The sequence below is a fragment of the Epibacterium sp. HA2-3 genome, from assembly GCF_055693725.2.
Genome location: NZ_CM172490.1, coordinates 539,399 through 561,778, shown reverse-complemented (window position 1 = coordinate 561,778; position 22,380 = coordinate 539,399). Strand labels below are relative to the sequence as shown.

Genomic DNA, 22,380 nt, shown 5'->3' with positions numbered 1-22,380 from the left:
AGGCCAATCACGGTCTAGACAGCTTAAGTAAGTTGAATGCATATTAACCTCAATAACGCCGCAAAGACGGCACAAGGCAGACACATACAGGCTAATGAACCCAGCGGCGCGAGGTAAGTCTCTCCGCGTGCGCTTATAAAGTGAGCAGTTGAGCATGAGCACCGTTGCATATATTACCCGCAACGCTTCGGGTACGAACCAGCATGGGACCTCTGCAGAAGGTTCCCCCTCCGTCATTCCGACCAATGGCGCGACGGATATTTCCCTCAATCTCGATCCCAGCGACGTACAGAGTTACGCGCGGCGCGGTCGCGATCTTCACATTACATTGTTTGATGGGACCGTTGTCGAGTTGGAGGGGTTCTATGATCCCGTCGCGACCGGGTCCAAAAACCTCTTCCTCAGTGACGGGGGCGATTTCATCGAAGTCGTGCTTGAAGACAAGGCCGACGGGATGCTGTTTGCCAGCTACGAGCCGATTGATATCTCCGGCAAGTGGAGCGCCTACGACGACATGGTCTTCCTTGATGTGGACCGGATCGAACCCGTGGTTGCGCCCCTGGCGGCACCGCTACTTGGCGGTCTCGGCGGGCTCGGCGCAGCAGCGGCAGGCGCGGCGGTTCTTGTCGGCGGCGGTGGCGGCGGCGATGGTGGAGACGGAGATGGCGCAATCGTGCCAACCGTCGACGACGCCGATGGCACCTATGATGTTCCTGAGGGCGACCCTGACGGGGTGACCATCACCGGCACCGGCGAGGCAGGCTCTACGGTAGAAGTCGATATTGGCGGTGTCACCGGCACCACAACAGTAGGCGAGGATGGCACCTGGTCGGTGGACTTCCCAACTTCGGATCTACCGGGGGACGGCGTCTATGAAACTGTCGTGGACGTGGTTGCGCCAGACGGCACCACCTACGACGATCTTGATGGCCCCACCATCGACATCGATACCGAAGCGCCGACTGTGATCGTCACCGAAGGCACCAAATCCGTGAATGACATCGTCAATGGCGACGAACAGGAAAGCGGGACGATCATCAGTGGTACCGGTGAGGCGGGCGCAACGGTCACACTTGTGATCGAGGGCCACAGCCAGACCACAACCGTCGATGAGAATGGCAACTGGACGGTGACGTTCAGCTCCGATGAAATCGATACCGGCGAGTACGAAACAGACATCGAGATCACGACCACCGATCCGCACGGCAACTCTACTGTGAGTAGCGATGTGCTGGTTGTGGATACAGAAACAACGGTGGCAATCGACACGGGTCTTGCGGGGGGCGATGATCTGATCAACGCTGCCGAGGCCGCTGCCGCCGCAGGTGTTGCGATCACCGGCACTGCAGAAGCAGGCGCCGCGGTCGAGGTTGTGGTCGAGGGGGTAACCCGCACGACCACCGCCGACAGCAACGGCACATGGTCCGTCATCTATGAGGCGGGCACCTTGCCCAGTGGCACCTATGACGCTGATATTTCGGTCACATCGACCGATACTGCAGGCAACAGCGCCACTGCCGACTCGACCATTGCGGTCGATACCGAGGCTGGTTTTGTTCAACTGAGCGATGATCCCATCGAAACCGATGATGTGATCAACGAAGACGAGCGCGCCGATGGCGTGACCATCACCGGCACCGCAACGCCCGGCGAGACAGTGACCGTCCAGCTTGGAACGGCGCAGGGCACGGTGGTTGCGGATTCCAACGGTGATTGGTCCTATGATTTTGCCGCCAGCGAAATCCCCGAAGGCACCGGCGATCTCGACATCTCGGCGACGATTCAGGACAGCGCAGGCAATACTGCAAGCGATACCGACACCGTGGCCTATGATACCGAAGTGACCAACTACACCTCGGCAGATCAGAACGATACCGTGGGTGTGAACCTTCAGCAGATGCAGCAGGGCTTCACCTTGCAAGGCACCGTTGAAGAGGGATCCAGTGTCTCGGTTGAGATCAACGGCACGACCCATGACGCCGTGGTCGACAGCAGCGGCAACTGGAGCCTGACCGTAGATGGCGATGACATCGGCAGTTTCTCGCAGGGCGGACTGGTCGCGACCGTGACCGCGACCGATCCGGCGGGCAACGTCGACACACTCATGCAGCCGATCGACATCGATACGCTCTATGAAACGCCAGAGTTTGCAGGCACCACGACAATCGCGGGCCAAATCCAGAGTATCTTCCTCGATGAATCCGATGATGCCCTGACGATGTATTCGCTGGACAGCAGCGGCAATGCAACGCAACTGGACGCGACCGAGACGTCCTCGGGGATTTCGGGTGTTGATAAACTCGACCTTGACACTCCGATCTCGGATGGCGCCAACCTGATCGTGCAAAGCACGGATGATGCCGGCAACAAATCCTCGACCCTCGTGATCGACCAGGAGAACCCTACATCGAGCCTGCTCTCCGGACTCGATGGGTTCAACATCGATGCCATCGACCTTGTGTTCGAAGATGGCACCGACGGTGCAAACCTTGTGCTCACCGAGGCGCTGATCAAGGAGATGTCGGACAACTCCGACACCTTGACCATCCGCGCGGATGAGCTGGCGAATGTGACCCATGAGGTCACGCTGACAGGCGCGACGGAGATCACCTCTACCGTGAGCGGCTACAGCGCCTATTCGATCGGCGATGCCACCGTGTTGATCGAAGAAGACGCCGGCATCAGCCTGAACGGCACACCGGTCATCTAAGACAGCTCCGCGCAGCCCCTTGCTGCCTCTTCAGGCAAGGCTACGGGCTGCGCGCACGCAATAACCCACGGACAAACCGCGGGACAGTTTGAGGCACGAGGGATTTCTATGGCTCTGGCACGACGCATTTCTGCCGTTGCACTTTTGTGCAGCCTGACGGCGTGTGGTCTGCCACTCCCCGGCACCCTGTCGGGTACGCAAGACAGCACCGCGGGGCGCAGCAATTTCGCGCAGGCCGAAGACACGCCCCAATCGGAAGTGATCACGGCGCTGATGCAGCGCCAATCCCTGCTGCAGGGTGGCACCGCATATGACACGGTGGCCTCTGCGGCGCTCTCGGCATCTGCCCGGGCGTCCGAAGCTGCGCTGATCAGTGCCAAGCTGCGTGCAGAGGCAAAATCGACGAACTGGCTGCCGTCGCTGCGGCCAACCGTCAGCCTGAACGATCTCGGCGAGATGGTGGCCAGCATGCTCCTCGAGCAGGTTCTTTTCGACAACGGACGTCGCAAGGCCGAGCGCGCCTTTGCCGCCGCGGACGTCGAAGTGGCTGCCGTGACCCTCTCGGCAGATATGAACGACCGCGTCAAAACCGCGCTCTCGCTTTATGTATCCGGTTTGCGCGGCGATGAGAAAGCCGCCTACGCCCACCGCGCCATCCGTACCATGCGCGACTTTGAACGCGTGGTTGTAGGGCGGGTGAATGGTGGCGTTTCAGACCGCTCCGACCTCAATGTGGTGCAATCCAAAATCAGTGGCATGCAATCGAGCATGGCCACAGCCAATGATGCCGCACGCACCGCCCGTGCAGAGCTTCAAGCCATGACGGGGCAGAGTTTTCCAGCCTCGCCCCAACGCCTGAGCCTAGATCTGCCACCGGATGGCAGCAACTATCTAAGCGTCCTCAAAGCCAAGTCGGAGGCCACCCGCGCCATTGAACAGGCCAAGATGGAACGCGCCGGCCTGCTGCCGCAGGTCTCGGCCAGCGGACAGGTCGGCAGCGAGGGCAATGGCGCCGGCGTTTTGCTGAACCTTGCCGAACCTCTCGGACTGGGCACGCCAGCCGCCCTGCGCGCGGTCGAGGCCTCCAAACAAGCGGCCTTGCGCCGGATTGGTGAGGCAGAAGAAGATGCCCGCCGTGAATACAGCCGCGAGATGCAACGTCTTGCGTCCTATCGCCGCCAGGAGCGCGAGGCCTTGGCCCTGTCACGCGCCAGCCGCGAGACCTACAACCTGTTCAAAGCCCAGTTCGAGGCCGGTCAAAGACCGGTGATGGACGTGATCCCGATCTACGAGGAACTGGTGAAACGCGAGCAGGCCTATATCGACGCGAAATATGAAGTGGTCATGATCCAACTGGCACTCGCCGCCTCTCTGGGTCTGCTTGCAGATGGGGACAAGATTTGACGGATCAGGACTCGCATACGCCCGCACCCCCCGCCTCCAAGCCCGCAAAACGTGGGCTGAAGCTGTCTTCGATCACGCCCAACCTGACCCGCAAACGACGCGGAGACGCTGCGAACCAGACCGAGGGGCCGGTCAAGATCTCCATGGTCGCGCCGACAGCGAACCCAAAGCCCGCAAACGCCGAAGCCAAGTTGGATGCGCGGCTCTCTGTCCCTAAGTTTCTGCAACGCAAAGCAAAGCCCGCAGCAGCCGAGACACCCGCCGCCCCCCAAACGCAAGCCCCCCCTGCCGTAGATCCAATTGAGATCGAATCCTTCGTGGCGCCCCGCCCTGCCGCAACAAAGCCGGACGCCGCGCCGGCAACAGAGCCACTGGCCACTTTCGAACCCGAAGAGGATCCACAGAACGCCGAAGCAGCGGATCAAGACCAGATGCGCCCGGAGCCCGCGCCGCAAACGGCTCGCGAGACCGAAGCTGCCTCTGCGTCCATGGTCGCGGCGGAAGACACGTTGGGACGCCTCAAAGCACGGGCACAGCTGCTCTGTCGCCTTGCAGCTTTGCGGGGCTGCACGCTTCACGCACAGGATATGCTCGAGCATCTTCAGGCCAGCGGTCCCGCAGCCCTGCGCCCCGAAGCCATGATGAGCGCGCTGATCACCGCTGGCCTCAAGGCCCGCGTGCAAAGCGTGAAACGCCCCACACCCCGGCACTGGCCGGGCATCGCCATCATGCAGGGCGGACAGCCCGTTCTGGTGCTTTCTCAAGGCAAGGCTGGCGTTACCATTTACGACAGCACCTGCCCCGATGGGCGCGCCGAAGTGCCGATGCAGGAGTTCATGCCCTATTATGCGGGCCAGATCCTCACGACACGCGCGACTCTGTCGCAACTGACGCAGCGCCATACGCCTCAGCTGGATAGCTCGCATTGGTTCTGGGGAGAATTCCCCAAGTATCGCAGACAGATGGGCGAGATCATGCTGGGCTCTCTGGTGGCCAATGTACTCGCGGTTGCGGTGGCATTGTTCTCCCTGCAGGTCTATGACCGCGTGGTGCCCCATCAGTCGCAGGCGACCCTCTGGGTGCTCGCCATCGGGGCCCTCATGGCGATCGGGATGGAAGGCATCCTGAAGCTGGCACGTGCCCGGATCACCGATGCGGCAGGCCGCCAAATCGATATGGCCGTGCAGCACAAGCTGATGCGTCGGGTGATCGGCCTCAAGATGGATCAGAGCCCCCTGCCCCCGTCGGGTCTCTTTGCAGCGCTGCGGGATTTCGCCTCGGTGCGCGAGTTCTTTACTTCCTCAACCCTGTCGACCCTGGCCGACGTGCCCTTCATCGCGGTGTTCCTCTTGCTGGTCGCCTCGATTGGTGGGCCGGTCGTCTATGTCATCCTGATCGGCGCCGTCCTGATGCTCTTGCCCGCCTATTTCATCCAGAAAAAGATGCTGGCGATGACCCGACTGGCGCAAGGTGCCTCCACCAAGAGCGGGCGGCTGCTGAATGAGGTGGTCAATGAGATGGAGACCATCAAGACCCAACGTGGCGAGGAACGTGTCCTGCGTCTCTGGGATGAGCTGAACCTCCTGTCCTCTCAGGCCTCCAACGGCCAGCGCAAACTCGCAAGTGCGCTCACCTACTGGTCGCAGGGGGTGCAGCAGGCCACCTATATTTGTGCTGTAATTCTAGGTACTTATATGGTGTTCGCCGGTGAGTTCACGGTCGGCACGATCATCGCAACAGGTATCCTGACAAGCCGCACACTCGCACCGCTCACGCAGTTTGCAGGCACGCTGGCGCGCTGGAGCAATGTGCGTGCGGCGCTCGATGCGCTCGATATGATCGCAGACGCCCCGCAGGAGCGCGAAAAGGGCCGCGCCTACCTGCGCCGCGAGAGCATCGAAGGCCGTTTCGAGCTGCGCGAAGTTGTATTTCGCTATGACCCTGATGCAGCGCCGACAGTAGATGTTCCTGCGGTTGCGGTGCTCCCCGGTCAGCGCGTTGCCATTCTTGGCGTCAACGGGTCCGGAAAATCGACGCTTCTGAAGCTGCTCGCCGGGCTTTACACCCCCGAACGTGGGCGCGTGATGCTGGACGGCACCGATATGAGCCAGATCGAGCCGCGCGACCTGCGGCGCCACATCGGCTATCTCGGCCAGGAGGTGCGCCTCTTTGCAGGCACGCTGCGCGACAACCTGAACCTCTCCTATCTGCCTCATGAAGACGAGCGGATCATGGAGGCGCTTGAGTTTGCAGGGCTTGCGGCCTTCGTGCGGGGACACCCGCGCGGGCTCGACCTTGAAATCGGTGACGGAGGCGCGGGCCTTTCGATCGGTCAGCGTCAAGCTGTGGGATGGGCGCGCCTGCACTTGCAGAACCCGTCGGTCGTGCTTTTGGACGAACCCACCGCGGCGCTCGATCAGACGCTTGAACGCACGCTGGTGAGCCGTCTGGACAGCTGGCTCGGGACGCGCACTGCCATTGTGGCAACGCACCGTATGCCGATCCTGTCGCTCACTAACCGCACCTTGATCCTGCAGGCCGGGCGCATGGTTGTGGACGGGCCACGCGACGAGGTGCTGGCGCATCTGAACGGGGGGAGCAAAGCCTCATGAGCATCGCAGCTGACATGGACATCCTTGAAGGCACCCATGGCGCCAGCCGCATGATCAAGCTGGTGGCGCTGGTGCTCGTTATGTTTGTCACCTGGGCCGGTTTTGCCTCGGTGGACGAGATCGTGCGCGCCGACGGGCAGGTTGTCTCCTCATCGCGGGCGCAAATCGTACAGAACCTCGAAGGCGGCATCCTTGCGGAACTCTATGTGCGTCAAGGCGATACCGTGCAGGCCGGGCAGATCCTCGCCAAGCTGCAGGATACCAAATTTCGGGCGGCCTCTGACGATCTCCAAGACCAGATTGATGCGCTTGAGATCAAGCAATACCGCCTCGAGGCGGAGATCGAGGGTGCCTATGAGTTTGCCGTCCCTGACGCACTGGCAAGCCGTTCACCGGACATCCTTGCCTCGGAACGCGCGCTGCTCAAGGCGCGTCAGAGCGACTTTGACAGCCGCCGCAACAGCGCCGAGGACATCCTGCGTCAGCTGAAGAACGAGCTTTCCAACCTGCAGTCCCTGCACGAACAGAAGATTGTCGCACTGCTTGAGGTGAACGAGGCCAAGAAAAAGGTGAGCGACGCGCAGGCCAAATTCGACGAGATCGGTACCCAGGCCGAATTGACGCTCGCCGAAGAATATTCCGACACTCTGCGCGAGCTGACATCGCTGCGTCAGGAACAGCGGCTTGCGCGTGACCAGCTTGACCGGACGGTGATCACCTCGCCCATGGCGGGGATCGTCAACAGCCTCGCCGTGACCACCATCGGTGGCGTGGTGCGCCCCGGTGATGAGATCCTCGAGATAATTCCTTTGGGCGAAGAGCTCTTTGTCGAAGCCCGTGTCAAACCCGAAGACATCGCCAATGTGCAGCGCGGGCAGGATGTGACCATCAAGCTCACCGCCTATGACTACACGATTTATGGTTCGCTCCGGGGCAAGGTGGACATCGTGTCCGCCGATACCTTTGAGGATGAGCGCGACCCCCGCGCGGCCCCGTTTTACCGGGTCACCGTGCGCGTAGACCGCTCCAGCCTGACCGCGCGCCAGAAACAAATCGAAATCCGCCCCGGCATGCGTGCCACGGCAGAGCTGCAAACCGGATCAAAGACGATCCTCAGTTACCTTTTGAAACCGCTCTATAAATCACGCGAAGCCTTCCGGGAGCCATAGGTGGGAAACGACAATGTCCGGTTACCATTCTGGCACCGGATCCTGTCGATAACTCTGGATGCTTACGCGGCGACGGTTTGCCGTTTTGGCCACATGTCGCGTGCGGTCTATAAAAAGGTCCTCAGATCGCGTTTTGCATCATCGCCCGCAGGGTCCGGTCCAGAGCCGTTCCGATCGAGACCGGGCGACGCCCCATGGCAGCCTTGGACGAGATCACCGAAACGATCTTGGGCGGCTGGCCGGGCGTGATTTCCAGAACCGGAGCACCCGAGGCCCCAAAATCCACTCTGCACGACATCACGAGGGTCCGGGTCCGGCGCGACAGCACCTGACAATCCTGTTCGCGGCTGGCGCGGGTGGCGTTGTGATAGCTATAAGAGAGCACATCCACGCTGGCGCCCTGATTGGCGGAGGCCGACATCGCAAAAGGGCGGATGTCAGAGCGGTTGATCGGCTGAGACAGACGCAGAACCGCAAGATCGGCACCGAGCTGCGAGTTGCCGCCGGTGCGGAATTCATAGGCCGGATGCACCACTGCTTTTGACACAGAACGCTGCGCTTTGACCCGGCGCCCATCAAGCCCCGCTTCAAAACGGATACCGCGCGGGTTCACCCGCTGGCCGGTGCGAGCGTCATACACGCAATGCGCCGCAGTTAGTACCAGATTTGGTGCAATCAACGTGCCGGTGCACATATACTTGCCAGCAATATTCAATCTACCAACCGCTTCCCACCCCGGAAGGCTGCTGGCACGTCCATCTTTAGCAGTCGCTGTTTCGGCAAGGCCTAAGGATAAGCAAGCCGCGATAATCGCAAGCACTCGTCTCATGTTTCCACTCCATGTTCCCACAACTCCACACTCGTTCAGGCGTGCGGCTGGAATATGGCTGGCCCTTGCAGGCCTTGGACCAAAACATGGATTGATTGTGTCAGTCTTAACAAATCTTAACCCCCCCAGGTCAGACGTTGCCAGAATGCCAGAAAATTAAGGATTTGCAGGTGGAAAAGTTAACAATTTGGACAAATTGTCACTAATATCCTGAAATTTATAACAAATTGTATCTTCTCTCGCATCGATGAGTGCGCATTGTTCTCGGTTTGGAGGGTAATTTCTTCATAAATCGGCAGGTCGGGGCGGCAGAAATTGTCCTTTCTGCCACATTTACCCGGATTAAGATCCTCTGAATCGCTCCGCAGGTCGTTAAACTTTTAGCTGTCCTCGACCGCCCGGCCCGAAGACCCGAACTTCGACAAAGCGCACCCTAAGACTGCTCCGCCCAAGGAGCCTTTCAGAACCGGAACACCGGCCTTTTGGCAAAGGCTTCCGGCCACCTAGTGCGACCTGGCTGAATTTTCTTGCACCGCATCAATATTTCGATAAAACCCGAAATATGGAAAAAGAGATTCCCCTTCGCCTGTCCGTTCTGGGCCACCCGCAGCGCCTCATGGTGTTTCGGCTTTTGATGCGCCGCTATCCCGACCGTGTTCCCGCAGGAGAGATCGCGACAGCGCTGGATGTGAAGCCCAGTACATTGTCGTCATATTTATCTGCTTTGATGCAGGCCGGATTGGTGACGCAAACCCGCGAGGGCACATGGCTCAACTATCAGGTCGATATGACAGGCATGCGCGAAACGCTTGATGCCCTGTTTCTCGACTGCTGCCGTGGCCGTCCGGACCTCTGCGTTCCCGCGTCTGCAGACATGACATCGGAGGCCCCCGCCATGCCCGACTCTAAATACAATGTCCTCTTCATCTGTACCGGCAACTCTGCCCGGTCGATCTTTGCCGAAACGATCCTGCACAGCGAGGGCGCCGAGCGGTTCAATGTCTACTCGGCGGGCACCCGCCCCTATTCCGAGCTGAACCCGGTCGCGCTCGACGTGTTGCGCAGCAAGGGCCATGACGTGAGCCGGCTGCGCGCAAAGAACGTCTCCGAGTTTATCGGGGATACCGCGCCAAAGTTCGACTTCGTCTTTACCGTCTGTGATCGCGCCGCCAATGAGGAATGCCCGGCGTGGGAAGGTCAGCCGATCTCTGGCCACTGGGGCATGCCTGACCCGGTCAAGGCCGAAGGCAGCGAAGCGGAACAGAGTCTTGCCTTTCAGCAGGCCTATGGCACGCTCAAGAACCGGATCCGCGCCTTTGCCGCCCTGCCCTTTACGGAGCTGGACCGGATTTCGCTGCAACGAGCGGTTGACGACATCGCCCGCACACACTGAAGCCCCAAGGGGCGCGACCCAATCGATATAAAGGACAGCAGATGACCGTCTACGCAGTAAATGGCCTCGGCCGGATGGGCAAACTGGCCCTCAAACCCCTGCTCGAGCGCGGCGCTCAGATCGCCTGGATCAATGACGCGGTGGGCGATGCTGAAATGCACGCACATCTTCTGGAGTTTGATACGGTTCATGGCCGCTGGGACGCAGAGTTCTCAAGCGACGCCGAGAGCATCACCATCGACGGCACCCGCCTGCCCGTTCTGAACAAGACCAATCTTGCGGATCTGCCGCTGGACGGCGTTGATGTCGTGATCGACTGCACCGGCGTTTTTAAGACCGAAGCAAAGCTTGCGCCTTACTTTGAGGCTGGCGTCAAAAAGGTCGTGGTCTCTGCCCCGGTCAAGGACGGAGATGCGGCGAATATCGTGATGGGTGTCAATCATGACATTTATGACCCGTCCCGCCATCGGATTGTGACCGCGGCAAGCTGCACCACCAACTGCCTCGCGCCCGTGGTCAAAGTGCTGCACGAGGGGATCGGCATCAAACACGGATCAATGACAACGATCCATGACGTAACCAATACCCAGACCATCGTGGACCGCCCTGCCAAGGATCTGCGGCGCGCGCGCTCGGCGCTCAACTCGCTGATCCCGACCACCACCGGCAGCGCCACGGCGATCACGCTGATCTACCCGGAGCTAGAAGGGAAGCTGAACGGCCACGCCGTGCGGGTGCCGCTTCTCAATGCATCGCTCACGGATTGCGTCTTTGAGGTCGCGCGCGACACCACGGTCGAAGAGGTGAATGCCCTGTTCCAAGAGGCTGCCGATGGCGCACTCGACGGCATCCTTGGCTATGAGCTGCGCCCGCTGGTCTCGGCCGATTACACCAACGACACGCGGTCGTCTATTGTGGATGCGCCCTCGACCATGGTCGTGAACGGAACGCAGGTGAAGATCTACGCGTGGTACGACAATGAGATGGGCTATGCGCATCGTCTGGTGGACGTGGCGCTGATGGTGGGTGAGAGCCTGTGACCCAATCGCCCGCGCAAAATGGCCTTGCCGCCTATATGGCGGTGACCGCAGCCTATTGGGCCTTCATGCTCACGGATGGCGCGCTGCGCATGTTGGTGCTGTTGCACTTTCACACGCTGGGCTTCAGCCCGGTGCAGCTGGCCTATCTCTTTATACTCTACGAGATCGCGGGCATGGTCACCAATCTCTCGGCGGGCTGGATTGCTGCGCGGTTCGGGTTGACGACCACACTTTATGCGGGGCTTGCGCTGCAAGTGGTGGCGCTGCTTGCATTGACGCAGCTTGATCCCGGCTGGCAGATCGCCACGTCGGTTGCCTTTGTGATGGGAGTTCAGGGCCTGTCGGGTGTGGCGAAGGATCTGGCCAAGATGGCGTCCAAATCTGCCGTGAAACTGCTCGCCCCCAAAGAAGGCGACGGGTTGTTTCGCTGGGTTGCGGTGCTGACAGGGTCCAAGAACGCGGTCAAAGGGCTGGGCTTTGGGCTGGGCGCGGTGCTTCTGGCGCTTGCCGGGTTCACATGGGCCACGCTCGGAATGGCGCTGATCCTGGCCGCGATCCTGATTGCGGTTCTGATCGCGATGCCAAAGGGGCTGCCGGCGGGACGCAAAGGCGCGAAATTTTCCGAGGTCTTCTCCAAGTCCGCCAACATCAACTGGCTCTCGGCGGCGCGGGTGTTTCTCTTCGGGGCGCGCGATGTGTGGTTCGTGGTCGGCATTCCGGTCTATTTCTACGCCGTCCTCTCGGACGGCACCGAGGCTGGCAACCGCGCGGCGTTCTTCATGATCGGCAGCTTCATGGCAGTCTGGATCATCTGCTACGGGGCGGTGCAGGCGGCGGCGCCGCGCATCCTACGGGCCTCGAGCCGCTCTGAGGCAGAGCTGATTTCCGCCGCGCGGCACTGGGCGAGCCTGCTGGCGTTGGTTCCGGCGGCTCTGACCGTGGCCGTGGTGATGTCTGGCGCGCCCGCGCCTTGGCTCACGGCAACACTGGTCATCGGCCTCTTGCTGTTTGGGGCGCTCTTTGCGGTGAACTCCTCGCTGCATTCCTACCTGATCCTTGCCTTCTCCAAGGACGAGCGGGTCACGATGGATGTGGGCTTTTACTACATGGCCAATGCGGGTGGGCGGCTCCTGGGCACATTGCTTTCTGGTCTCACCTATCAACTGGGCGGGGTCGCGGCCTGCCTTGGCACCGCAGCCCTGATGATCGCACTCAGCGCATTGGCTGCAGGGCGCCTCTCTGCCCCAACATCTGAACGAGCCACGGCATGAGCATCTTCGAAAAATACCTGAGCCTCTGGGTGGCATTGGCGATGACGGCAGGCATTGCGCTTGGCAGTCTGGCCCCCGGCGTGATGGAGGCCATCGCCGCGCTGGAGGTGGCCCGTGTCAATCTGGTGGTCGCGGCACTGATCTGGGCCATGGTTTACCCGATGATGATTGGCGTGAACCCACGAAGCCTGCGGGACGTGGCGCGCCAGCCCAAGGGCCTTGCGATCACGCTGGTGGTCAACTGGCTGATCAAACCCTTTACCATGGCCGCACTTGGCGTGCTGTTCTTCGAGGTGATCTTTGCACCCTTTCTGGAGCCCCAAGACGCACAGCAGTATATCGCGGGGCTGATCCTTTTGGGGGCCGCGCCCTGCACCGCGATGGTTTTTGTGTGGTCGCAACTCACCCGGGGCGACGAAAGCTACACCCTGCTGCAAGTCTCGGTGAACGATCTCATCATGGTGGTGGCCTTTGCCCCTATCGTGGCCTTTCTCTTGGGTGTCACGGACATTGAGGTGCCATGGAGCACGCTGATCCTGTCGGCGGTGCTGTTTGTTGCTCTGCCGCTGATGGCCGGTCTCTGGACCCGCAACCGCTTGGCGGAAGAGGCGCGCATCACGGCCTTTCTCGCACGGATCAAACCGCTCTCGATGCTGGGGCTGATCGCAACGGTGGTGATCCTGTTTGGCCTGCAAGGTCAGGTCATTCTGGACCGCCCAAGCGTGATTGCGATGATCGCCGTGCCCATCCTGATCCAGAGCTACGGGATCTTCTTTCTCGCCTATGGCGCCGCCTATGCGCTGCGGGTGCCACATCGGATCGCAGCACCCTGCGCGCTGATCGGGACGTCGAATTTCTTTGAACTGGCGGTGGCTGTCGCGATCAGCCTCTTTGGGCTTCACTCCGGGGCGGCGCTCGCAACCGTGGTTGGCGTACTGGTCGAGGTTCCAGTGATGCTGACACTGGTGGCCTTTGCCAATCGCACCCGTGCCAGGTTTGCCTTGACCGGAGCAGACCACCAGGCAAGCTGAGCCCTCATGCGCTGAGGAGGTCCACCATGTCCGAGGTCACTGCAAGCTGCCTGTGCGGCGATATCCGCGTCAGAGCCTCCGGCCCCCCCATCGGTGTCGGCCTGTGTCACTGCATGGATTGTCGCAAGCACCATGGTGCGGTGTTCTGGGCCGCGGCGGTTTACCCGGCTGAGGAGGTCGAAGTATTCGGCCAGACGCAACAATATCAGGGCCGACATTTTTGCCCGAGATGCGGATCATCGGTCTATTCATGCAGCGAAGGTGAGGTAGAACTCCATCTCGGAGCAATGGATCAGCCAAACCAGTTCACGCCGACCTATGAGCTATGGACAGACCGGCGCGAGCACTGGCTCACCCCGCTCGCCAGAGCCCATCAGCACTCTCGCAATCGCGGGGCGTGAGGGCCGGGACGGCGCGCGCCGGAGGCGTCTTTGTATGTAGTATGTCTTGCAGGACACAGCTGCGCGACAATTTCACACGGCCCGTCTGATCCAAGACTGTGGATAAAGATGGGGGTAAGGGTGTGCGAATTTGCCGATCCCCTTACATTGCAGCCACAAAGAAACCGCGGGCGAACACCCTGCCCTGTGGAAAACAAAAATCAACGCGTCCTACACCATATATTGACCATTTCGCGCATCTGCATCAATATCGTGTTGCTTTGGTTCTTTCGAGGCGACTCGCAAGCGAAGAGGGAAACTGGTGAAAATCCGGTGCTGCCCCCGCAACTGTAAGCGGCAAGCCCTGCCCGTGCCACTGACGCATTGCTGCGTTGGGAAGGCGGGAGGGGGCGTTTGAGCCGCGAAGCCAGGAGACCTGCCAGAGCACGACACACGACGACCGCGGCGGTGGGCCCGGACGCGTCATCTGACACCGGAACCGGTGTCGGCTGCCGTGGCCTCTCCGCCCAGAAGGACAACACCTGAGGGGATCTTGCAGATGAGCATCACTGTCTATTCAAAACCTGCCTGCGTGCAGTGCACCGCCACCACCCGCGCTCTTGAGGCGAAAGGGATCTCTTTTGACCTCGTTGATCTGACACAAGATGCCGCTGCTCTGGAAATGGTGCAGGGTCTGGGCTATCGTCAAGCACCCGTGGTGGTCGCTGGCGAAGAGCACTGGGCTGGTTTTCGCCCTGACCTGATCGGCCAGTTGGCATAAAGGTAAAAGGTGACCGGGTAAGTGGTCGGGCTTGTCTATTACTCCTCCCGTTCGGGCAATACGGCCCGTTTGATGGAGCGACTGGGGCTTGAGGCTCTGCGGCTGCCGCAGACGGAGCCTTCCCCCGAGGTAGATGCGCCCTACGTGTTGGTGACGCCAACCTTTGCCGATGGTGAAGGCCGGGGCGCAGTGCCAAAACCGGTCATCAAATTTCTGAATAACAGCCGCAATCGTGCCCTCCTCAGGGGTGTGATTGCCGGAGGCAACCGCAACTTTGGTGACACCTTTGCCCTCGCGGGGGATGTGATCGCCAAGAAATGCAATGTCCCCGTCCTTTACCGCTTTGAGTTGGCGGGAACCGAAACAGACATCGCCCGCATGCGCGCGGGCCTCGCCCGGTTCTGGGCGGCACAGGAGCAGCAGACATGCTTGACGCAAGCGTAACCGCCGATCTCGACTATCACGCGCTGAACGCGATGTTGAACCTCTATGACGACGAGGGCAACATCCAGTTCGACGCCGACCGTATGGCGGCCCGGCAGTATTTCCTGCAACATGTGAACCAGAACACCGTGTTCTTTCACTCGCTGGATGAAAAGCTCGGCTACCTCGTCGAGAAAGGCTATTACGAGCCCGAAGTGCTGGATCAATATTCCCGCAACTTCCACCGCAAGATCTGGGACGCGGCCTACGCCAAGAAGTTCCGCTTCCCGTCCTTCCTCGGGGCGTTCAAATACTACACCTCCTACACGCTCAAGACCCGTGACGGGCAGCGCTATCTCGAGCGCTATGAAGATCGTGTGGTGATGAACGCGCTGACGCTGGCACGTGGCGATGAAAAGCTCGCGATGAAGCTGATGTCAGAGATCATCGACGGTCGTTTCCAGCCTGCAACGCCAACCTTCCTCAATGCCGGCAAAAAGGCCCGTGGCGAGTTTGTGTCCTGCTTCCTCTTGCGTCTCGAAGACAACATGGAGTCGATCGGGCGCGGCATCAACTCGGCGCTGCAACTGTCGAAGCGCGGCGGTGGCGTGGCCTTGATGCTGACCAACATTCGTGAACACGGCGCCCCGATCAAGGGCATCGAGAACCAGTCTTCGGGCGTCATCCCGGTGATGAAGCTTCTTGAGGACAGCTTTTCCTACGCCAACCAGCTGGGCGCACGCCAGGGCGCCGGCGCGGTTTATCTGAACGCGCATCACCCGGACATTCTGCGTTTCTTAGATACCAAGCGCGAAAACGCGGATGAGAAGATCCGCATCAAGACGCTGTCGCTGGGCGTGGTGATCCCGGATATCACCTTCCAACTCGCCAAGAAAAACGAGGACATGTATCTGTTCTCGCCGCATGACGTGGAAAAGGTCTACGGTCAGGCCTTCTCGGAAATCTCGGTCACCGAGAAATATCACGAGATGGTCGACAACCCGCAGATCCGCAAAAAGAAGATCAACGCGCGCGCGTTCTTCCAGACCATTGCCGAGATCCAGTTCGAGTCCGGCTACCCTTACATCATGTTCGAGGACACGGTGAATGCCGCAAACCCGATTGCGGGCCGCATTGCGATGTCGAACCTCTGCTCGGAGATCCTGCAGGTCAACGAGCCGTCCAAATTCAATGACGACCTGTCCTATGAGCAGATGGGCACGGATATTTCCTGCAACCTTGGCTCCATGAACATCGCCCGTGCGATGGACGGTGGCGATCTGGCAGGCACCGTGGGTACCGCGATCCGCGCGCTCAATGCAGTGTCTGAAATGTCGAGCATCGATTCTGTGCCTTCCATCCGCAAGGGCAATGAAGAAGGCCACGCCATTGGTCTCGGTCAGATGAACCTGCATGGATACCTCGCCCGCGAGCGCATCCATTACGGCAGCGCAGAAGGTGTGGATTTCACCAATATCTACTTCTGCACTGTTCTGTATCATGCGATCAGCGCCTCGAACGCCTTGGCAAAGGAAAAGAAATCCAAGTTCAAAGGGTTTGAAGACTCGGCCTATGCCGATGGCAGCTTCTTTGAGAAATATGTCGAACAGGACTGGCTGCCGGAAACGGACCGGGTGAAAGAGCTGTTTGAGACCGCAGGTATCGAGATCCCGACCCGCAAAGACTGGGAAGCGCTGCGCGACAAGGTGATGAAGCACGGGCTTTATAACCGCAACCTTCAGGCGGTGCCGCCCACCGGCTCGATCAGCTATATCAACTATGCCACCTCCTCGATCCACCCGATCACCGCAAAGATCGAGATCCGCAAGGAAGGCAAGATCGGCCGCGTCTACTATCCCGCGCCCTATATGACCAATGATAACCTCGAATATTACCGCGATGCCTATGAGATCGGGCCTGAGGCGATCATCGACACATATGCGGCGGCCACACAGCACGTCGATCAGGGGCTTTCGCTGACCCTGTTCTTCCCGGCGGAAGCATCGACCCGCGACATCAACCGCGCGCAGATCTACGCGTGGAAGAAGGGGATCAAGACGATCTACTACATCCGCCTGCGCCAGCAGGCCCTCGAAGGCACCGAAGTCGAAGGCTGCGTGTCCTGTTCGCTGTAAATCGGGTGGGGGCTCTGCCCCCGGCCACCTCCGTGGCCGCCCCCGAGGTATTTTGGAAAAGATGAAGGGGCCTCGCCCCCAAGCTGCTGAGATCGAGTGTATGAAAGATATGACCCAAGCCCGCGCTGTCCCCAAAGCGATCAACTGGAACCGGCTGCAGGACGACAAGGATCTGGAGATCTGGAACCGGCTGACGGTAAACTTCTGGCTGCCGGAAAAGGTGCCGCTGTCCAATGACATCCAGTCGTGGTCCCAGCTCACACCGGACGAGCAGACCCTGACCATTCGGGTGTTCACTGGCCTCACGCTTCTGGATACGATCCAGAATGCCGTAGGCGCGCCGACCCTGATGCAGGACGCGATCACCCCACATGAAGAGGCTGTGCTGAGCAACATCTCCTTCATGGAAGCGGTGCACGCGCGGTCTTATTCCTCGGTGTTTTCGACCCTCTGTCAGACCACCGAAGTGGATGAAGCCTTCCGCTGGTCGGCGGAAAACGAGCATCTGCAGGCAAAATCGCGTCTGATCCTCGGCGAATATGACGCCACCGCCTCGCCGCTGCGCAAAAAGATCGCCAGCGTGTTCCTTGAGAGCTTCCTGTTCTATTCGGGCTTCTATCTGCCGATGCACTGGTCGAGCCGCGCGCGTCTGACCAACACCGCAGACCTCATTCGTCTGATCATTCGCGACGAGGCCATTCACGGCTATTACATCGGCTACAAGTTCCAGCGCGGCCTGGAGCGCGCCAGCGAGGCTGAGCGCAAGGAGCTTAAGGATTTTGCCTTTGGTCTGCTGTTTGACCTCTATGATATCGAGGCGCGCTACACAGAGCAGCTCTATGATGGGCTTGGGCTCACAGAGGATGTGAAGAACTTCCTGCACTATAACGCCAACAAGGCGCTGCAGAACCTTGGCTTTGAGGCCCTGTTCCCGGAAGAGACCTGCCGCGTCAATCCGGCAATCATGGCCGCACTGTCGCCGGGGTCGGATGAAAACCACGACTTCTTTTCCGGGTCCGGCTCAAGCTATGTGATCGGCAAGGCAGTTGCGACCGAGGATGACGACTGGGATTTCTGAGGGACTGGTCCTCAAAACACGAAAGCCGCCGCGGGGTTCCCGCTGGCGGCTTTTTTGTCTCCTCTGCGGTGGCACGTGAGGCCACCCTAGAGCAATCCGCCCTTGCCCCGCCCGATTTGCACCCGGCAAGACAAGGGCGAGAGCACGAGATCAGAGGAACATCTGCGCCACGACGGCCGAGCCCACGTAGGTGCCTGTCATCACCAGAACCGCAACCACCGCAATTTTCCAGCCCGAGGTCTTGGCAATGTCGATCTCGCGTTTGGCAATCGCGATACCCGCATAGGCCAAACACGGGGTTGCGAGCGTCAGGAAGTTTACATGCGCAACCTTATCCAGCACCCAGGCGCTGCCGGGGGTCCAGGGCAAGGTTGCAATGATGCCGACAAGCGAAATCCACGCCACCGAAGGCAGTTTGAACGGGACGATCTCGGTCAGCGTCAGCCCCACCATAGAGATCAGCCACAACACAATGAGCCCGACCAGCCCGTCGGGCAGGCTGTTGTCAGTGGCCACGGTATTGCCCACGAGCACCACCACGCACACGACAATCAACGCCGCAGCATGCACGCCAAGGCCCAGTTTCTGCTCAACGGTCGGATCTTCGAAAGACTGCGTCTCGCTCATGATTATTCTCCCGCCTGTGGGGCCGTGGTTTCTTTGGAACCCAGCCAATCATAAAGTTTTTCAGTCACCGGCAGTGCGACGAAGACACAAAGATACATGCCAGTGGCGTAGGTCAGTACATTACTGGCGCCCGCCAGCGCGAGGATCTGGTCTTTCATTTCGGGCACAGCACTGGCGAGGGCACCAGAACAAGCCGCCATCATCGACCCGGAGCCGATACCGCAGGCCATGGCGAGCGCTTCAATGGAAAACATCCCGGTGGTGGCGAGGATCGACGCCAGAATGGCAAAGATGAACGTGCCAAAGAGCGTGCCGATCACATAGACGCCCATGACCCCAGCGCCCTCCTGGCTTTTGAGACCGTATTTATCCGCGATGATCGCGATATTGGGTTCGCGCGCGACAGAGAAACAGGCGCCAATCGACTCTCGGCCCATGCGCAACACAAGCACCGCCACCGGAAAGGCGAGCACGATAGTGGCGAGGTTCCCAAGCTCCTGAAGGATCAGCGCTGGCCCGGCGGCAATGATGGTCTCCATCGAGGGGCCGATAATGGTGCCAAATTTGGCAATGAAGGGCATGATCGCGATCACAATCATCGGAGAGGCAGCCTTCACGTTGCGATCCGAGATCCAGACCTTTGCCGCACCCACGACATTGGGGTTGATCAAGAGCCCCAGCACAAAAGCATAAAGCAACGGCAGCAGCAGGATCGCTCCAAAGCCGATGGGAACTTTGACAACGCCGATGGCCTCGGCGACTACCGTGATGACAACCGCACTCAGGTGCAATCGCCAATCTAGGACGATGTCCTTGATATTCATGAATATACTTCCTGTCATTTCGATCTGCGCCCCCACTCTCAGAGGCGCGTGAATTTAGCAACGGCCCCGTTGCAAGGCGGGTGCCGATGAACTGTCTGGGGGGAGCGATGAGCTTTGGCGTCAGCCCGGCGCGTAGCCAAAGCCTTGGGCCGGGTTTTCAGCTGTTTCGACCCATACGGATTTGGTCTGCGTGTAAGCCGAGAGCGCCTCGCGCCCGGAGGAACGTCCATAGCCAGAGCGCCCGAACCCGCCAAAAGGCGACATCACATTGATGGTCTTGTAGCTGTTGATCCAGAAGGTGCCCGCGCGTACAGCGCCCGCGACCCGGTGTGCCCGCCCCACGTCTCGGGTCCAGACCGCCCCGGCCAAGCCATAGGGTGTCGCATTCGCAAGGTGAATGGCCTCCTCCTCATCGTCGAAGGGCAGCACCGAAACCACCGGGCCAAAGACTTCCTCATTGGCGATCTCCATCTGCGGCGTGACTGCATCTAGCACCGTAGGCGCGTAAAAGAACCCGCCCGATGCCGCGAGCGCTGCAGGCTTGCCACCACCGCTCGCGACACTGGCCCCAGCACGGGTCGCGGCTTGGACCATTGCGTCTATCTTGTTCCATTGGCGCAGGTTGTTGACGGGCCCGACCTGTGTCGCAGGATCCATCGGGTCACCCACGGGGATACGCGCTGCAGCAGCAGAGAGTTTCTCCACCACCTCAGTCTGTACGGAGCGATGCACCAAGAGGCGTGACCCCGCCACGCAACTTTGGCCACAAGAGGCAAAGATCGCTGCCTGCGCGCCCACCACGGCGCGGTCAATATCGGCGTCGTCAAAAACGATATTGGCGGATTTGCCACCAAGTTCCAACACCGAGGGGATCAGGCGTTTTGCAGCCGCGGCGGCGATCTTGCTGCCTGCTTCTGCCGACCCAACAAAGACCACAAGCGCGGTCTCCGGTTGCGCGATCATCGCTTGCCCCGACCCGGGCCCATCCCCCGCGATCACATTGACCAACCCCTTGGGAGCGCCCGCTTTTTCACACAAGATCCCGATCACCACCGAAGTGAGCGGCGTCAGCTCCGACGGCTTGATCATGACCGCATTGCCCGCGCAGATCGCGGGCGCCACTTGCCAGCAACAGGTAAAGAGTGGAGCGTTCCAGGGCGTGATCTGCGCCACCACGCCGAGCGGTTCCTGGCGAGTGTAGTTCAAATGGCTCGAAGGCACCGGGATCACGTCACCGGTGATCTTGTCACACCAGCCTGCATAGTATTCAAACATCTCCGCCATACGGGCCGGCTCACCGCCTGTGTCACGCATGGGACGGCCTGATGACAGCGCTTCAAGCTCCGAGAGGGCGGCGGCATGCTGGCGGATTTGGCGCCCGATCTCAAAGAGGATGCGCCCACGCTCTGACGCGGTTTTGGCATACCAGATTTTCTGTGCCACCCGCGCGGCCTCAGCTGCGCGCGCAACCACATCCGGACCTGCATCGCGATACCGGGCAAAGACCACTCCGGTGGCAGGATCGGTAAGCTCCAGTTCAGCGCCGCTCCCCTGAACCAGTTCCCCCCCGACATATGAGCGGACCTCCGACGTGCCTGTGAGGTCGCGCAACAGGGTCGCCACACGGCCTGTGATGTCGATCATATCTTTTGTCATGCCTGTTCCTCCCTGGCGCTCAGGCGATCCACCTGCGGGTCCCCCATGCGCATAAAATCATCGCTATCGCTCAGGCCCGATTGGGTTTCAGCCCAGAGCTCTGCCACTCGGTCAGCCATCGGGGTCGCCACAGAGACCTCTGCCGCCAGCGCGCGTGCGAGACGCAGATCCTTGCGCATCAGCCCCGCGGAGAACCCGCTGTCAAAGCTACGCGGCAACACCCAGTTGGGATAGTGAACCTCCGAAATCGCGCTGCGTCCGGTCGCGGAATTCACCACTTCGAGCATCTCTGTTGCGGCCACACCCGCCGCTTCGCCCAAACGCAGCGCCTCAAGGGTGGTCACCATATGATTTGCAACCAGCATATTGTTCACGAGCTTGGCCACGTTACCTGCCCCACTCGGGCCGACATGCAGGATCTTTGCAGCCATGGCCTCCAGCGCCGGGCGCGCGGCCTCAAGCCACTGCGTCTCGCCGCCGAGCATCACCGAAAGCTGTCCCGAGGCCGCCCCGGCTGGACCTCCGCTCACAGGGGCGTCCAGAAAGCCGTGCCCTAGGGCTGAGAGCTCTGCGGCGAGAGTCCGGCTCGTCGCGGCCTCGGAGGTGGAGGTGTCCACGATCACCCGCGCAGCGCCAGTCTGCGCCAAATGTCCCGCAGCCTGAGCCGCCTGCACAACAGCGAGTACATGCTGCGCGGTCGGCAGGGAGAGCACGATCACATCGCAGTCGGCAAAGACAGCATCCGTGTCAGCAGTGAGCCAAACACCCGCCGCCGCCGCGTTTTCGCGAGCGGTCTGTGCCGGGTCATATCCAGACACGGCAAAACCCGCCTTCAAGAGACTGCGCGCCATGCCCAGCCCCATTGCACCGAGGCCGATCACCCCGGCCCGTTTGTTCTGTGTTGCTGCCATCTGTGTTCCCTGCTGCACCGCCCCACCTTGGGCGCTTTGCATCAGGAAACCGCAGCTGAGGTGATCACAGGAAGAGTGTCGTTTGCGCACAATGTGTTGCCACCAT

At 60.3% G+C, this 22,380-nt stretch carries 18 protein-coding genes and 1 riboswitch; of the genes, 13 read left to right on the top strand and 5 right to left on the bottom strand.

Annotated features, from left to right (window positions below; all coding sequences use genetic code 11):
• The first annotated feature begins 154 nt into the window (after positions 1-154).
• The 4 genes from ACZ1HH_RS02685 to ACZ1HH_RS02670 all read left to right on the top strand — a co-directional run bounded on the left by ACZ1HH_RS02685 (position 155) and on the right by ACZ1HH_RS02670 (position 7,895).
• Positions 155-2,710: an Ig-like domain-containing protein gene (locus ACZ1HH_RS02685; protein WP_472637240.1), complete on the top strand. Its 2,556-nt coding sequence runs from the start codon at positions 155-157 to the stop codon at positions 2,708-2,710.
• A gap of 108 nt (positions 2,711-2,818) precedes the next feature.
• The gene (locus tag ACZ1HH_RS02680; RefSeq protein WP_472637239.1) at positions 2,819-4,114 is read left to right on the top strand and encodes a TolC family protein; all 1,296 of its coding nucleotides are present in this window, start codon (positions 2,819-2,821) and stop codon (positions 4,112-4,114) included.
• A complete protein-coding gene (locus tag ACZ1HH_RS02675) occupies positions 4,111-6,726 on the top strand; it encodes a type I secretion system permease/ATPase (RefSeq protein WP_487320361.1) in 2,616 nt (871 codons plus the stop codon). Before ACZ1HH_RS02680 ends, ACZ1HH_RS02675 begins: the two co-directional genes overlap by 4 nt.
• Positions 6,723-7,895: an HlyD family type I secretion periplasmic adaptor subunit gene (locus ACZ1HH_RS02670; protein ID WP_011537876.1), complete on the top strand. Its 1,173-nt coding sequence runs from the start codon at positions 6,723-6,725 to the stop codon at positions 7,893-7,895. Before ACZ1HH_RS02675 ends, ACZ1HH_RS02670 begins: the two co-directional genes overlap by 4 nt.
• Positions 7,896-8,016: 121 nt before the next feature.
• On the opposite strand, the gene ACZ1HH_RS02665 is transcribed toward ACZ1HH_RS02670, so the two are convergent.
• A complete protein-coding gene (locus tag ACZ1HH_RS02665) occupies positions 8,017-8,589 on the bottom strand; it encodes a trypsin-like serine peptidase (protein ID WP_044026670.1) in 573 nt (190 codons plus the stop codon).
• Between the two features lie 697 nt (positions 8,590-9,286).
• On the opposite strand from ACZ1HH_RS02665, the gene ACZ1HH_RS02660 reads away from it, so the two are divergent.
• The 9 genes from ACZ1HH_RS02660 (at position 9,287) to nrdF (ending at position 18,256) form a co-directional block, all read left to right on the top strand.
• A complete protein-coding gene (locus ACZ1HH_RS02660; RefSeq protein WP_416367975.1) occupies positions 9,287-10,117 on the top strand; it encodes an arsenate reductase/protein-tyrosine-phosphatase family protein in 831 nt (276 codons plus the stop codon).
• 41 nt (positions 10,118-10,158) lie between these two features.
• Positions 10,159-11,157: an ArsJ-associated glyceraldehyde-3-phosphate dehydrogenase gene (locus ACZ1HH_RS02655; protein ID WP_472637237.1), complete on the top strand. Its 999-nt coding sequence runs from the start codon at positions 10,159-10,161 to the stop codon at positions 11,155-11,157.
• Positions 11,154-12,428: an organoarsenical effux MFS transporter ArsJ gene (gene arsJ, locus ACZ1HH_RS02650; RefSeq protein WP_472637236.1), complete on the top strand. Its 1,275-nt coding sequence runs from the start codon at positions 11,154-11,156 to the stop codon at positions 12,426-12,428. Before ACZ1HH_RS02655 ends, arsJ begins: the two co-directional genes overlap by 4 nt.
• Positions 12,425-13,459: an ACR3 family arsenite efflux transporter gene (gene arsB, locus ACZ1HH_RS02645; RefSeq protein ID WP_472637235.1), complete on the top strand. Its 1,035-nt coding sequence runs from the start codon at positions 12,425-12,427 to the stop codon at positions 13,457-13,459. Before arsJ ends, arsB begins: the two co-directional genes overlap by 4 nt.
• A 26-nt stretch (positions 13,460-13,485) precedes the next feature.
• On the top strand, positions 13,486-13,860 hold the full coding sequence (locus ACZ1HH_RS02640) for a GFA family protein (protein ID WP_487320360.1): 375 nt from the start codon (positions 13,486-13,488) through the stop codon (positions 13,858-13,860).
• A gap of 244 nt (positions 13,861-14,104) precedes the next feature.
• Positions 14,105-14,297: riboswitch (cobalamin riboswitch) on the top strand.
• A 101-nt stretch (positions 14,298-14,398) separates the two neighbouring features.
• Entirely contained in the window at positions 14,399-14,620 is a 222-nt protein-coding gene (nrdH, locus tag ACZ1HH_RS02635; protein ID WP_472637234.1) for a glutaredoxin-like protein NrdH, read from the top strand.
• Between the two features lie 21 nt (positions 14,621-14,641).
• Positions 14,642-15,064 (top strand): class Ib ribonucleoside-diphosphate reductase assembly flavoprotein NrdI, encoded by a 423-nt coding sequence (gene nrdI, locus ACZ1HH_RS02630; protein ID WP_011537868.1) that lies wholly within the window; start codon positions 14,642-14,644, stop codon positions 15,062-15,064.
• Positions 15,046-17,178, top strand: a complete 2,133-nt coding sequence (gene nrdE / locus ACZ1HH_RS02625; protein WP_472637233.1) for a class 1b ribonucleoside-diphosphate reductase subunit alpha — start codon at positions 15,046-15,048, stop codon at positions 17,176-17,178. The genes nrdI and nrdE overlap by 19 nt, the downstream gene beginning before the upstream one ends.
• Positions 17,179-17,278: 100 nt before the next feature.
• Positions 17,279-18,256: a class 1b ribonucleoside-diphosphate reductase subunit beta gene (gene nrdF, locus ACZ1HH_RS02620; protein WP_044026669.1), complete on the top strand. Its 978-nt coding sequence runs from the start codon at positions 17,279-17,281 to the stop codon at positions 18,254-18,256.
• Positions 18,257-18,406: 150 nt separating this feature from the next.
• On the opposite strand, the gene ACZ1HH_RS02615 is transcribed toward nrdF, so the two are convergent.
• The 4 genes from ACZ1HH_RS02615 to ACZ1HH_RS02600 form a co-directional block, all read right to left on the bottom strand.
• Positions 18,407-18,883 (bottom strand): hypothetical protein, encoded by a 477-nt coding sequence (locus tag ACZ1HH_RS02615; RefSeq protein ID WP_472637232.1) that lies wholly within the window; start codon positions 18,881-18,883, stop codon positions 18,407-18,409.
• 2 nt (positions 18,884-18,885) lie between these two features.
• Positions 18,886-19,707, bottom strand: coding sequence for a DUF3100 domain-containing protein (locus ACZ1HH_RS02610; protein WP_472637231.1), 822 nt, complete (start codon positions 19,705-19,707; stop codon positions 18,886-18,888).
• Positions 19,708-19,827: 120 nt separating this feature from the next.
• Positions 19,828-21,363 carry an aldehyde dehydrogenase family protein gene (locus ACZ1HH_RS02605; protein ID WP_487320359.1) on the bottom strand — a complete coding sequence of 512 codons (1,536 nt, stop codon included), beginning with the start codon at positions 21,361-21,363 and terminating at the stop codon, positions 19,828-19,830.
• The gene (locus ACZ1HH_RS02600) at positions 21,360-22,274 is read right to left on the bottom strand and encodes an NAD(P)-dependent oxidoreductase (protein WP_487320358.1); all 915 of its coding nucleotides are present in this window, start codon (positions 22,272-22,274) and stop codon (positions 21,360-21,362) included. Before ACZ1HH_RS02600 ends, ACZ1HH_RS02605 begins: the two co-directional genes overlap by 4 nt.
• Positions 22,275-22,380: the final 106 nt, after the last annotated feature.